Below are 12,700 nucleotides of genomic sequence, written 5' to 3'. Positions count from 1 at the left end.
GGCCGACTCAGATGTCGAGGAAGCGGACGTCCTTGGCGTTGCGCTGGATGAAGGAGCGCCGGGCCTCGACGTCCTCACCCATCAGCACCGAGAACAGGTCGTCGGCCTGCGCCGCGTCGTCGAGGGTGACCTGGCCGAGCACGCGGTGGTCCACGTCCATCGTGGTGACGCGCAGCTCCTCGGCGTTCATCTCGCCCAGACCCTTGAAGCGCTGGATCGAGTCTTCCTTGATGCGCTTGCCGTTCTGCTTGCCGAGCTCGACCAGGGCGTCGCGCTCGCGGTCCGAGTAGGCGTACTCGAAGTCGTCGCGGCCCCACTTGATCTTGTAGAGCGGCGGACGCGACAGGTACACGTGACCGGCCTCGACCAGCGGGCGCATGAAACGGAAGAGGAAGGTCAGCAGCAGGGTGTTGATGTGCTGGCCGTCGACATCGGCGTCGGCCATCAGGATGATCTTGTGATAGCGGAGCTTCTCGATGTCGAAGTCCTCGTGCACACCCGTGCCGAAGGCGCTGATCAGCGCCTGGACCTCGGTGTTCTGGAGGATCTTGTCGATGCGCGCCTTCTCGACGTTCAGGATCTTGCCGCGGATCGGCAGGATGGCCTGGTACATCGGGTTGCGGCCGGACTTCGCCGAACCGCCGGCGGAGTCACCCTCGACGATGAAGATCTCGCACTTGGTCGGGTCGTTGGACTGGCAGTCGGACAGCTTGCCCGGCAGCGAGGCGCTCTCCAGCAGACCCTTGCGGCGCGTCAGGTCACGGGCCTTGCGGGCCGCGACGCGCGCCGTGGCCGCCTGGATCGCCTTGCGGACGATGTCCGCGGCCTCGACCGGGTTGCGGTCGAACCAGTCGTTGAGGTGCTCGTGGACGACCTTCTGCACGAAGGTCTTGGCCTCCGTGTTGCCCAGCTTCGTCTTCGTCTGGCCCTCGAACTGCGGCTCGCCCAGCTTGACCGAGATGATCGCCGTCAGACCCTCGCGGATGTCCTCGCCGGCGAGGTTGTCGTCCTTCTCGCGCAGCAGCTTCTTGTCGCGCGCGTAACGGTTCACCAGACCCGTCAGCGCGGCCCGGAAGCCCTCCTCGTGCGTACCGCCCTCGTGCGTGTGGATCGTGTTCGCGAAGGAGTAGACACCCTCCGTGTACTGCGAGTTCCACTGCATCGCGATCTCGACCGAGAGCATGCGCTCCTTGTCCTCGGCCTCGACGTCGATGACGGTCGGGTGGATCAGCTCGCCCTTGCGCGAGTTGAGGTACTTCACGAAGTCGACGATGCCGCCCTCGTAGTAGTACTTCACCGTGCGGGCCGTGGGCTCCGCCGTGTCCGCGTCCGGGTCGTCCGCGCCCACGGTCGCCTTCGCGGACTCGCGCTCGTCGGTCAGCGACAGGGTCAGGCCCTTGTTGAGGAAGGCCATCTCCTGGAAACGACGCGACAGCGTCTCGAAGGAGTACTCGGTCGTCTCGAAGATGTCGCCGTCGGCCCAGAAGGTGACCGAGGTGCCGGTCTCCGCCGTCTCCTCGTTCTTGGCCAGCGGAGCCGTCGGCACGCCGAGCTTGTAGTCCTGGGTCCAGCGGTGGCCGTCGGTCTTCACCTCGACCGCGACCTTGGTCGACAGGGCGTTCACGACGGACACACCGACGCCGTGGAGACCGCCGGAGACGGCGTAGCCGCCACCGCCGAACTTGCCGCCCGCGTGCAGGACCGTCAGGACGACCTCGACGGCCGGCTTCCCCTCGGACGGAACGATGCCGACCGGGATGCCGCGGCCGTTGTCGACCACGCGCACCCCGCCGTCGGCGAGGATCGTCACGTCGATGGTGTCCGCGTGCCCGGCCAGCGCCTCGTCGACCGAGTTGTCGACGACCTCGTAGACGAGGTGGTGCAGACCACGCTCACCCGTCGAGCCGATGTACATACCCGGCCGCTTGCGGACCGCGTCCAGGCCCTCGAGGACCTGGATCGCACTGGCGTCGTAATTCTTCTCGTTGGAGTCGCCGGAATCGGCCACGAAGCGCCCTTTCTGGCACAGCGCAGCCCGTACTCCGGACCAGCAAGTGCGCCGGCGGGAGCGGCCGCGTCGATCTGCGTTGTCTGCGTGATCCCGCGAACGGGCGGGATTTCCTCCAGTCTACCGGTACCACGGACATGAATGGGGGTTTGCCGGTACCTGAGTCCGCATGTGCCGCCCTGAACCGCCACTCTCCGACTCCCCATATCCGGGAAGGGGCTCAAAGAGGCTCACACGGGCACCCAGCGCTTCGGCCTGTCAACCTCCGGCTACCGTGAGGGACGCCACCCGCCGACGCGGGCACGACAGCGGCCCACGGGTGCTACTCACCCGTAGGTGTCGCCGGGTCCGGTGCTCCCGGGAGCCCGCCAGGGCCCGTACCCCTTCGGGCGTCCCCCCGGTCCCTGCACCTTGATCAGGCGGACCGTGCCCTGCCCCAGATCCGTGTTCAGCCGCGCCACCAGCTGCGGGGCCAGCAGCTTCAGCTGCGCCGCCCACGCCGAGGAGTCGCATCTCACGACCAGCTCACGGTTCTCGTAGCGCTGCGGTTCACAGTGGGCCGCGATCTCGGGGCCGACGATCTCCGGCCAGCGCTCCATCACGCCCGCCACCGCCATCGGCATCTCCCAGCCGCGCTCGGTGCGCAGCCGGTCCAGCGCCGCCATCAGCGGCATCGGGTCGCGGCCGTCCGCGCGGGCGCCCGACCGCAGCCCCGGCTGCTGCTGGCGCTTCCTGCCGCCCGCCGCGTTGCCCCGGGCCCGCGCCTGCTCCCGGGCCGCCGCGAGGGCCTGGCGGGCCAGGTCCACCCCGGAGGCCTCCGGGACCTTGCGCGCCTGCTGGGGATCCTTGCCGTGCCTCGGATCCTTGCCGTGCTCGTTCACAACCGGGTCACCTCACCGCCGGACACCCCGTACCGGGCTCCCACCAGCACGCCGGGGACGTCGTCGTCCACGGCCGCCGTCACGAGCACCTGCTCGCCCGGCGCCACCAGCTCCGCCAGCCGCTCCCGGCGCCGCGCGTCCAGTTCCGCGAACACGTCGTCCAGGATCAGCACCGGCTCGCTGCCCTCGGAGCGCAGCAGCTCGTAGGAGGCCAGCCGCAGCGCCAGCGCGTACGACCAGGACTCGCCGTGGCTGGCGTACCCCTTGGCCGGCAGGTCTCCCAGCCGGAGCAGTACGTCGTCGCGGTGCGGGCCGACCAGGGTCACCCCGCGCTCGATCTCCTGCTTGCGCACCTCGCCGAGAGCGGCCAGGAGCACCTCGTACAGGGCCTCGCGGGTGCGTGCCGCGCCGCTGTCCACCGGCTCGCCCGCCGAGCACCTGTACGCCAGCCCCAGCGGGCCGCCGCCGGGCGCGAGCTGCTCGTACGCCTTGTCGGCGAGCGGCAGCAGCGTCGCGATCAGGTCGAGGCGCTGCGCCAGCAGCTCCGCGCCCGCGCGGGCGAGGTGCTGGTCCCACACGTCGAGGGTGGACAGGTCCATCGAGCGGCCGCCGTGCCGGCGGGCCATCGCCGCGGACTTCAGCAGGGTGTTGCGCTGCTTGAGGACGCGCTCGTAGTCGGAGCGGACCCCGGCCATCCGCGGGGAGCGCGCGGTGACCAGCTCGTCGAGGAACTTGCGGCGCTCGCCCGGGTCGCCCTTGACCAGGGCCAGGTCCTCAGGGGCGAACAGCACCGTCCGTACGATCCCCAGTACGTCCCGTGGCCTGACCTGCGAGGACCGGTTGATCCGGGCCCGGTTGGCGCGGCCCGGGTTCAGCTCCAGCTCGACCAGCTGCCGGCGCTCGCCCTGGGTGACGGCCGCGCGGATCACCGCCCGGTCCGCCCCCATACGTACGAGTGGGGCGTCCGAGGAGACCCGGTGGCTGCCCAGGGTCGCGAGGTAGCCGACCGCCTCGACGAGGTTGGTCTTGCCCTGGCCGTTGGGGCCCACGAACGCGGTGACGCCCGGGTCGAGGGGAACCTCGGCCCGGGCGTACGAGCGGAAGTCGGCCAGTGAGAGATGCGAAACATGCATACGGCGCCGACCTCCCCCGGCTTTCCACTGCTCTTTCGTGCTGCTGTGCTGCTGAGCTGCTACTTCTTCTCGACCGCGTGGCCGCCGAACTGGTTACGGAGGGCGGCGATCATCTTCATCTGCGGGGAGTCGTCCTGCCGCGAGGCGAACCGCGCGAACAGCGACGCCGTGATCGCGGGCAGCGGTACGGCGTTGTCGATCGCCGCCTCCACCGTCCAGCGGCCCTCGCCCGAGTCCTGCGCGAAGCCGCGCAGCTTCTCCAGGTGCTCGTCCTCGTCGAGGGCGTTCACGGCCAGGTCCAGCAGCCAGGAGCGGATGACGGTGCCTTCCTGCCAGGAGCGGAAGACCTCACGGACGTCGGTGACCGAGTCCACCTTCTCCAGGAGCTCCCAGCCCTCGGCGTAGGCCTGCATCATGGCGTACTCGATGCCGTTGTGGACCATCTTCGCGAAGTGGCCCGCGCCGACCTTGCCGGCGTGCACGGCGCCGAACTCGCCCTCGGGCTTGAGGGCGTCGAAGACCGGCTGGACACGGGCGACGTGGTCCTTGGCCCCGCCGTACATGAGCGCGTAGCCGTTCTCCAGGCCCCACACGCCGCCGGAGACACCGCAGTCGACGAAGCCGATGCCTTTGGCCGCCAGCTCCTCGGCGTGCTTCTCGTCGTCCGTCCAGCGGGAGTTGCCGCCGTCGACGACGATGTCGCCGATCGAGAGCAGCTCGGCCAGCTCGTCGACGGTGGACTGCGTCGCCGCACCGGCGGGGACCATCACCCACACGACGCGGGGGGCCTGCAGGCTGTCCACAAGTTCCCGCAGGCTGTGGACATCCGCGAGGTCCGGGTTGCGGTCGTATCCGATGACGGTGTGGCCTGCGCGGCGGATGCGCTCGCGCATGTTGCCGCCCATCTTGCCGAGACCGACGAGACCAAGCTCCATCAGGTGGTTCCTTAAGCGTTGTGGCCGTCTTTGCCGGGGCTGCCCCGGCCGTGTCCTCGCGGGACGCGCGGGGGGCCGCCCACCGGATCCGAGCCTACGCCGGGCCGTGGCGACGGGCCCTGCGGGCGCTCCATGGCGAGCGGTCCGGCTTTCCGGGTTATCCCGGCGTCCTCCCCAGCCTGTGGACGACGCCGGGCCCGGTCCGCAGCAGGGTGCGGGACCGGGCCCGGCGTCGACAGGCGCGACGTCAGCCGGACAGACGCACCGGCATGATCAGGTACTTGTAGGCCTCGTCGGCCTCCGCGTCGATCGCCGGGCGGCCGCTGAGCAGCGCGGGCTTGGTCGACGTGGTGAAGCTGAGCTGGGCCACCGGGGAGGCGATCGCGCTCAGGCCGTCCAGCAGGAAGGTCGGGTTGAAGGCGATCGAGATGTCGTCGCCGTCGAGCTGGGCGTCGACCCTTTCCACAGCCTGTGCGTCGTCGGAGGAACCGGCCTCCAGGATGAGCACGCCCTTCTCGAAGCTGAGGCGGACCGGGGTGTTGCGCTCGGCCACCAGGGCCACGCGCTTGACGGCCTCGACGAACGGCGCGGTCTCGATCACGGCGATCGAGTTGAACTCCGTCGGGAACAGCGTGCGGTACTTGGGCAGGTCGCCCTCGAGCAGCCGGGTGGTGGTGCGGCGGCCGGCGCCCTCGAAACCGATCAGGCCTTCGCCCGCACCGGAGCCGGACAGCGCCAGGGTCACGGTGTCACCGCTGGTCAGAGAGTTGGCGATCTCCTGGAGCGTCTTGGCGGGCACCAGTGCCACGGCGGAGGCGTCCGGGTTCTCCGGCTTCCACAGGAACTCGCGGACCGCGAAGCGGTAGCGGTCGGTGGAGGCCAGGGTGACGCGGTCGCCCTCGATCTCGATGCGGACACCCGTCAGCACCGGCAGCGTGTCGTCACGGCCGGCGGCGGTGGCGACCTGCTTGGCGGCGGAGGCGAAGACCTCGCCGGCCACGGTGCCGGTGGCGGTGGGCATCTGCGGCAGTGCCGGGTACTCCTCCACAGGAAGGGTGTGGAGTGTGAACCGCGAGGAGCCGCAGACCACGGTCGCCCGTACACCGTCTGTGGAAATCTCCACCGGGCGGTTGGGGAGGGCGCGGCAGATGTCGGCGAGCAGTCGGCCGGAGACCAGGACCGTGCCGTCCTCCTCGACGTCCGCCTCGACCGAGACGCGGGCCGAGACCTCGTAGTCGAAGCCGGAGAGGCTCAGGGTGCCTTCCTCGGCCTTGAGCAGCAGGCCCGCGAGGACGGGCACCGGCGGCCGGGCCGGGAGGCTGCGGGCCGCCCAGGCCACCGCCTCCGCGAGTACGTCGCGCTCCACCCGGATCTTCACCGGAACCGCCTCCTGCTGTTGCTCGCTCGTCTGCCGGCCTTCGTCGTCGGCTCGTCGATGCCTCGACCGATGCCGGGGACCAGTCTGACGTACGGCGCCGACACTCGGTGCGGCCGGCGGTCAAGTCGGGAGCGAGGCGGCGGGACGGCCGGGCGACGAGTTGTGCACAGGCCCCGCTTGAAAACCGAAACCGGGCTAACTCTCTATGGGGGTAGTAGTAGGGCCTGTGGAAACGGTGGATAACCCCGACGGCGCAGGTCAGAGTGCGTTTTTTATCCACCGGCCCTGTGGGTGGCACCGGTGGACAACCCGGTCTCCCTGTGGAGAACGAAAAGTTCTGCACAGGCTGTCCCCAGGTGACCCTGATTACTCCACAGGTGTGTCCCCAGCTTTCCCCCGGTACTCCACAGCCCAAACGTCTACATCCGTGTGACGCCTTTCACTCCGGGCGGTGAGAGGGGGTGGCGGGTTGCCGAACAGTGGACAAGGGTGTGGAGAAGTCCGCAGAACCTGTGCACAGCATGAGGGAACCTGTGGGGTGGCGGTGGACAACGGCGTGGACGGGGCTGTGGACGAGATTTTTGTCCACAGGCTGTGGATGACGCTTGCGCACAAATCCACAGGGTTCTGACCAGGTCTGATGGTCCCTCAACAGCCACCCCTGTGGACAGATTGTGGGCGACGCGGGCGGTCCCCAGGGTGTGGACGGAAGAAAGTCCCCGAATCTGTGGATAAGTTGGCCGCCAGGGGGCGTATTCGAACAGGTCAGGGGCGCACGCACGAAGAAGGGCGCCCCCGTTGTGGACCGGGAGCGCCCTCTGAAGGTGTTTGAAATGGGGTCTGCCGCGGCGCCGGGCCGGTCGGCCGGCGCCCGCGCTCAGCCGTTCTTGATGCGGTTGGTGAGCTCCGTGACCTGGTTGTAGATGGAGCGCCGCTCGGCCATCAGAGCCCGGATCTTGCGGTCCGCGTGCATGACCGTGGTGTGGTCCCGGCCGCCGAACTGCGCCCCGATCTTCGGCAGCGACAGGTCCGTGAGCTCCCGGCACAGGTACATGGCGATCTGGCGGGCGGTGACCAGGACCCGGCTGCGGGAGGAGCCGCACAGGTCGTCCACGGTCAGGCCGAAGTAGTCCGCGGTGGCCGCCATGATGTCGCCGGCCGTGATCTCCGGCGCGCTGTCCTCGCCGCCCGGGATCAGGTTCTTGAGGACGTCCTCGGTGAGCCCCAGGTCGACCGGCTGCCGGTTGAGGCTCGCGAAGGCCGTGACGCGGATCAGCGCCCCCTCCAGCTCGCGGATGTTGCGCGAGATGCGGGAGGCGATGAACTCCAGTACCTCCGGCGGGGCGTTGAGCTGCTCCTGGACCGCCTTCTTGCGCAGGATCGCGATGCGGGTCTCCAGCTCGGGCGGCTGGACGTCCGTGATCAGGCCCCACTCGAAGCGGTTGCGGAGCCGGTCCTCGAGGGTGACGAGCTGCTTGGGCGGCCGGTCGGAGGAGAGGACGATCTGCTTGTTGGCGTTGTGGAGCGTGTTGAAGGTGTGGAAGAACTCCTCCTGCGTCGACTCCTTGCTCGCGAGGAACTGGATGTCGTCGACGAGCAGGATGTCCATCTCGCGGTAGCGCTTGCGGAACGCGTCGCCCTTGCCGTCGCGGATCGAGTTGATGAACTCGTTCGTGAACTCCTCGGAGCTCACGTACCGCACGCGGGTGCCGGGGTAGAGGCTCCGCGCGTAGTGCCCGATGGCGTGCAGCAGATGCGTTTTGCCGAGGCCCGACTCCCCATAGATGAAGAGGGGGTTGTAGGCCTTCGCCGGCGCCTCGGCGACGGCCACCGCGGCGGCGTGCGCGAAGCGGTTGGACGCACCGATGACGAAGGTGTCGAACAGGTACTTGGGGTTCAGCCGGGCGGTCGGCTCCAGCGGGCCCGAGGTGGAGCCGCCGGAGGGGGCCGGGGGCGCGGCGGGCCGGCCGGGGGCCTGGCGCGGTGCGGGCTGCTCGTAGGCCTGCTGCTCGTACGACTGCTGCTCGTATTGATGGGCCTGATGGGGCTGGTGCGACTGCTGCTGTTCGTACGGGGTCTGCTCGTACTGCTTCTGGTCGTAGGAGCCCTGGTCGTAGGAGGACTGGTCGTACTGCTGCTGGTCGTAGCCCGAGGGCTCGGCCTGCTGGAGGTAGCCCGGCTGCGGGGAGGCGTACGGGTCGCGCTCGGGGAAGCCGCCCAGGCGCGGCTGCTGCCAGCCGTAGTCGTCCTGCTGTCCGCCGCGGGGCCACGCGCCGGGCTCGGAGCGCGGCTGCTGGTAGTCGGGGTACGCGGGGCGGGCCGTGGGGAGCTGGTCGTCCGCGGGGCCGCCGCCGCCCGGGCGCTGGCCGCCGTACGGTTCGTAGCCGCCGGGCTGCGGGGCGGGCGGCGTGGCGGGGGCGGGCTCGCCGGCGGAGTCGTCCACCGTGATGGCGATCCGGATGGGGCGGCCGCACTCCCGGCTGAGAGCGTCGCTGATCAGCGGGGCGAGGCGGCCTTCGAGGACGCGCTTGCCCCACTCGTTGGGGACGGCGAGCAGGGCGGTGTCGGCGACGAGTGCCAGGGGCTGGCACCGCTCGACCCACTGCTTGTCCTTGGGCTCGATGCCCGGCTGTCCCTCCCCGAGGAGCTTCTCGAGCACCCTTGGCCACACTGCGGCAAGATCGGCAGGTACGTCAGCCACAGAGCACGCTCTCTCACAGGGGTCCCACGAATGTGTGGTTCTTTGGGACGGTCGGGACAAAAAATCCGGGGTCAGGCAACGGTAGTCAGGCCAGAGGCCGTGGTTCAAGTCGTTGTCCACAGCCTGTGCACAGTGCGGGGTCGGGCAGGCTCGGTTTGACCGGATGGCGTAGCCGCGCGTACCGTAACGAGGTCGAGTTGTCGATGGCTGCTGCCGCCTGCCTACCGATGGGCGAAGGTCACTGATAGTGATCAATTAGCGGTGCCACTCGGGCGAACACGCGAGTTTCCTCGTGGGCGCACGGTGACAGCCAGGCGATGTCCCGCCACAACGATTCATTCTCTGGAGCCCCCGAGTGAGCAAGCGCACCTTCCAGCCGAACAACCGCCGTCGCGCCAAGACCCACGGCTTCCGCCTGCGGATGCGTACCCGTGCCGGTCGCGCGATCCTCGCGAACCGTCGTTCCAAGGGCCGCGCCGCCCTTTCCGCGTAACAGCGCGCAGGTCGTGACGTCGTGCTGTCTCCCGAAAATCGGCTGAGGCGGCGCGAGGACTTCGCGAGCGCGGTACGCCGAGGACGCCGGGCCGGTCGCCCACTCCTCGTCGTCCACCTACGTACAAGCGGTGCAACGGACCCGCACGAGTCGGGGGAGATCGATCCCTCGTCGCGTGCGGGTTTCGTCGTCAGCAAGGCCGTCGGCAATGCCGTCGTACGGAACCGGGTGAAGCGCCGTCTTCGCCATCTGGTCCGGGAGCGGCTGTCGCAGCTGCCCGCCGGTAGCCTGGTGGTGGTACGAGCGTTGCCCGGAGCGGGCGAAGCCGGCCCCGACGAACTGGCCCGGGACCTGGATGCCGCTCTGGTGCGGCTCCTGGGAGGCGTGGCTCGATGAAGTACCCGCTGCTCGCTTTGATCAAGCTGTACCAGTGGACGATCAGTCCGCTGCTCGGGCCGGTGTGCCGCTACTACCCGTCGTGTTCGCACTACGGGTACACGGCCATCGACCGGCATGGTGCGGTGAAGGGGACAGCGCTGACCGCCTGGCGGATCCTGCGGTGCAATCCGTGGTCGCCGGGTGGCGTGGACCATGTCCCACCCCGTAAACGCCCGCGTTGGCACGAGCAGCTGCGCAGTGCGTTGCGTAGATCTCGCAATGCTCAAGGAGCCTGATTAGTGGACACGATCGCCGGTCTGTTCAGCTTTATCACCACACCCGTTTCCTGGATCATCGTCCAGTTCCATTCGCTGTACGGGGCGGTCTTCGGGCCGGACAGCGGCTGGGCCTGGGGCCTGTCCATCGTGTCCCTGGTGATCTTGATCCGTATCTGCCTGATCCCGCTCTTCGTGAAGCAGATCAAGGCGACGCGTGGCATGCAGGCGCTCCAGCCGAAGATGAAGGCGATCCAGGAGCGCTACAAGAACGACAAGCAGCGTCAGTCCGAAGAGATGATGAAGCTGTACAAGGAGACGGGTACCAACCCGCTCTCCTCGTGCCTTCCCATCCTGGCGCAGTCGCCGTTCTTCTTCGCGCTCTACCACGTGCTGGCGAACATCGCCGACGGCAAGACCATCGGTGTCCTGAACCAGCAGCTCGTCGACAGCGCCCGTGAGGCCAAGATCTTCGGCGCGCCGATCGCCGCCAAGTTCATGGACAGCTCCGAGAAGGTCGCCGCTCTCGGCGCCTCGCTGACGGACGTCCGGATCGTGACCGCGGTCATGATCGTCCTGATGTCGCTCTCGCAGTTCTACACCCAGCGTCAGCTGATGCAGAAGAACGTCGACCTGTCGGTCAAGACGCCCTTCATGCAGCAGCAGAAGATGCTGATGTACATCTTCCCGGTGATCTTCGCGGTCATGGGTATCAACTTCCCCGTCGGTGTCCTCGTCTACTGGCTGACCACCAACGTCTGGACCATGGGTCAGCAGATGTACGTGATCAACCAGAACCCGACGCCGGGCAGCAAGGCGCAGGACCAGTACCTGACGCGGCTGCTCAAGCACGCCACCTCGCACGGTGAGGTCAAGGGCCGGGGCAAGAAGAAGACCGTCGCTGCCATCGTGGCCAAGGGTCCGGACCGCAACGACATCGAGCGGAAGTTCATCACGGCCCTGTCCAAGCAGGGCCTGGCCGCTCAGGCGGACGGTTCCGTGATCAAGAGTTCCGAGGCCACGGCGGACGCGGATGCCGCGAGCGGCGGTGCCGCGAAGCGGCAGCAGCCGAAGCGGCAGACGAAGTCGAAGCGCCAGACGCCCAGCAAGCCCTCTCCCAAGAAGTAAGAAGGAGTCCCTCCCGTGACGGAAGGCACCACCACCGCCGCCGCTGAGAGTGGCGACACCCTGACCCGCCTCGAGCAGGAGGGTGAGATCGCGGCCGACTACCTCGAGGGTCTGCTGGACATCGCAGACCTGGACGGCGACATCGACATGGACGTCGAGGCCGACCGTGCCGCGGTGTCGATCGTCAGTGACTCCGCGAGCCGCGACCTGCAGAAGCTCGTGGGCCGCGACGGTGAGGTCCTGGAGGCCCTGCAGGAGCTGACCCGCTTGGCCGTCCACCGGGAGACCGGGGACCGCAGCCGGCTGATGCTCGACATCGCCGGGTTCCGTGCGAAGAAGCGCGAGGAGCTGGCGGCCCTGGGCGCGAAGGCGGCGGCGGACGTGAAGGCGTCCGGCGAACCGCTGAAGCTGGCTCCGATGACCCCGTTCGAGCGGAAGGTCGTCCACGACGCCGTGGCGGCCGCCGGTCTGCGGAGCGAGTCCGAGGGCGAGGAGCCGCAGCGCTTCGTCGTTGTGCTCCCGGCCTGATCGCCCGGCATGAGTGTTCGGCCCCGTCTGTGTCGCAGGCGGGGCCGAAGTTTGTCAGCCTGGCATGTGAACGACGCGGCATCTTGAATACGTGGTCCGCGAGGCCACGAGGTACGGAAGGACGGTCCCGTGACGGAGGCAGCTGAGCTTCCCGAGGCGCCCGAAGAGGCGCGCGCGGTGTTCGGTGAGTTTTTCCCGGAAGCTGTGCGGTACGCGGAGCTGCTCGCAGACGCGGGAGTCAAGCGCGGCCTGATCGGGCCGCGCGAGGTGCCGCGGCTGTGGGAGCGGCACCTGCTGAACTGCGCAGTGCTGTCGGAGGTGGTGCCCCAGGGCGTCACCGTGTGCGATGTGGGCTCGGGCGCGGGCCTGCCCGGCATCCCGCTCGCCCTGGTGCGACGGGATCTCAAGATCACACTGCTTGAGCCGCTGCTCCGGCGGACGACCTTCCTCCAGGAGGCCGTGGAACTGCTCGGCCTCGACCACGTCACGGTGGTGCGCGGGCGGGCCGAGGAGGTGCTGGGCAAGCTGCAGCCGGTGCACGTGGTGACGGCACGTGCGGTGGCTCCGCTGGACCGGCTGGCCGGCTGGGGCGTTCCCCTGCTGCGTCCGTACGGAGAGATGCTGGCGCTCAAGGGCGACACCGCCGAGGAGGAGCTGGTGTCGGCGAAGACGGCGCTGACGAAGCTCGGTGTGGTGAAGACCTCGGTGCTGCAGGTCGGCGAGGGTCTGGTGGACCCGCTGTCGACGGTGGTCCGGGTCGAGGTCGGAGAAAGCCCCGGTGGAGTGAGGTTCGCGGCCAAGCGGGCTAAGGCCGCCAGGGTCGGCCGGTCTCGTCGCCGTCGTTGATTCGCTGGCTGTGTGG

Annotated in this window: 11 protein-coding genes and 2 pseudogenes; 6 read left to right on the top strand and 7 right to left on the bottom strand. The window is 68.9% G+C overall.

The genetic code is table 11. The features are described from left to right. Positions 1-7: 7 nt before the first annotated feature. The 7 genes and pseudogenes from gyrB to dnaA (NRK68_RS37085) all read right to left on the bottom strand — a co-directional run. Positions 8-2,029 (bottom strand): DNA topoisomerase (ATP-hydrolyzing) subunit B, encoded by a 2,022-nt coding sequence (gyrB, locus tag NRK68_RS17080; RefSeq protein ID WP_183066704.1) that lies wholly within the window; start codon positions 2,027-2,029, stop codon positions 8-10. A gap of 305 nt (positions 2,030-2,334) precedes the next feature. After that, the gene (locus tag NRK68_RS17075) at positions 2,335-2,889 is read right to left on the bottom strand and encodes a DciA family protein (protein WP_183066397.1); all 555 of its coding nucleotides are present in this window, start codon (positions 2,887-2,889) and stop codon (positions 2,335-2,337) included. Further along, a complete protein-coding gene (recF, locus tag NRK68_RS17070; RefSeq protein ID WP_183066396.1) occupies positions 2,886-4,022 on the bottom strand; it encodes a DNA replication/repair protein RecF in 1,137 nt (378 codons plus the stop codon). Before recF ends, NRK68_RS17075 begins: the two co-directional genes overlap by 4 nt. A gap of 59 nt (positions 4,023-4,081) precedes the next feature. After that, a complete protein-coding gene (gene gnd, locus NRK68_RS17065) occupies positions 4,082-4,957 on the bottom strand; it encodes a phosphogluconate dehydrogenase (NAD(+)-dependent, decarboxylating) (protein ID WP_183066395.1) in 876 nt (291 codons plus the stop codon). Between the two features lie 247 nt (positions 4,958-5,204). Continuing rightward, positions 5,205-6,335 (bottom strand): DNA polymerase III subunit beta, encoded by a 1,131-nt coding sequence (dnaN, locus tag NRK68_RS17060; RefSeq protein WP_030956769.1) that lies wholly within the window; start codon positions 6,333-6,335, stop codon positions 5,205-5,207. 877 nt (positions 6,336-7,212) lie between these two features. After that, positions 7,213-8,367 (bottom strand): annotated as a pseudogene (gene dnaA, locus NRK68_RS37090) (chromosomal replication initiator protein DnaA); the annotation flags it as partial. A 153-nt stretch (positions 8,368-8,520) separates the two neighbouring features. Beyond that, a pseudogene (gene dnaA / locus NRK68_RS37085) lies at positions 8,521-9,036 on the bottom strand (chromosomal replication initiator protein DnaA); the annotation flags it as partial. A gap of 355 nt (positions 9,037-9,391) precedes the next feature. On the opposite strand from dnaA (NRK68_RS37085), the gene rpmH reads away from it, so the two are divergent. The 6 genes from rpmH (at position 9,392) to rsmG (ending at position 12,684) form a co-directional block, all read left to right on the top strand. Further along, on the top strand, positions 9,392-9,529 hold the full coding sequence (gene rpmH, locus NRK68_RS17050; RefSeq protein ID WP_018547628.1) for a 50S ribosomal protein L34: 138 nt from the start codon (positions 9,392-9,394) through the stop codon (positions 9,527-9,529). Positions 9,530-9,550: 21 nt separating this feature from the next. Further along, a complete protein-coding gene (gene rnpA, locus NRK68_RS17045; RefSeq protein WP_078906244.1) occupies positions 9,551-9,925 on the top strand; it encodes a ribonuclease P protein component in 375 nt (124 codons plus the stop codon). Then, positions 9,922-10,203, top strand: a complete 282-nt coding sequence (gene yidD, locus NRK68_RS17040; protein WP_076043740.1) for a membrane protein insertion efficiency factor YidD — start codon at positions 9,922-9,924, stop codon at positions 10,201-10,203. The genes rnpA and yidD overlap by 4 nt, the downstream gene beginning before the upstream one ends. Before the next feature lie 3 nt (positions 10,204-10,206). Further along, complete coding sequence (gene yidC, locus NRK68_RS17035; protein WP_183066393.1) at positions 10,207-11,310, top strand: membrane protein insertase YidC; 1,104 nt, start codon at positions 10,207-10,209, stop codon at positions 11,308-11,310. 15 nt (positions 11,311-11,325) lie between these two features. Further along, positions 11,326-11,838: a Jag family protein gene (locus tag NRK68_RS17030; RefSeq protein WP_030025736.1), complete on the top strand. Its 513-nt coding sequence runs from the start codon at positions 11,326-11,328 to the stop codon at positions 11,836-11,838. A 129-nt stretch (positions 11,839-11,967) separates the two neighbouring features. After that, positions 11,968-12,684 carry a 16S rRNA (guanine(527)-N(7))-methyltransferase RsmG gene (gene rsmG, locus NRK68_RS17025; protein WP_030817076.1) on the top strand — a complete coding sequence of 239 codons (717 nt, stop codon included), beginning with the start codon at positions 11,968-11,970 and terminating at the stop codon, positions 12,682-12,684. The last annotated feature ends 16 nt before the right edge of the window (positions 12,685-12,700 follow it).

Source organism: Streptomyces yangpuensis, from assembly GCF_024666385.1.
Classification (GTDB): Bacteria; Actinomycetota; Actinomycetes; order Streptomycetales; family Streptomycetaceae; genus Streptomyces; species Streptomyces yangpuensis.
The sequence above is the reverse complement of the archived record's forward strand: the minus strand, read 5'-3'. Positions and strand labels throughout refer to the sequence as shown.

Bases quoted from the DNA above. Each gene is read 5' to 3' on its own strand.
- recF (WP_183066396.1), bottom strand. From the start codon at position 4,022: ATGCATGTTTCGCATCTCTCACTGGCCGACTTCCGCTCGTACGCCCGG.
- gnd (WP_183066395.1), bottom strand. From the start codon at position 4,957: ATGGAGCTTGGTCTCGTCGGTCTCGGCAAGATGGGCGGCAACATGCGC.
- yidD (WP_076043740.1), top strand. From the start codon at position 9,922: ATGAAGTACCCGCTGCTCGCTTTGATCAAGCTGTACCAGTGGACGATC.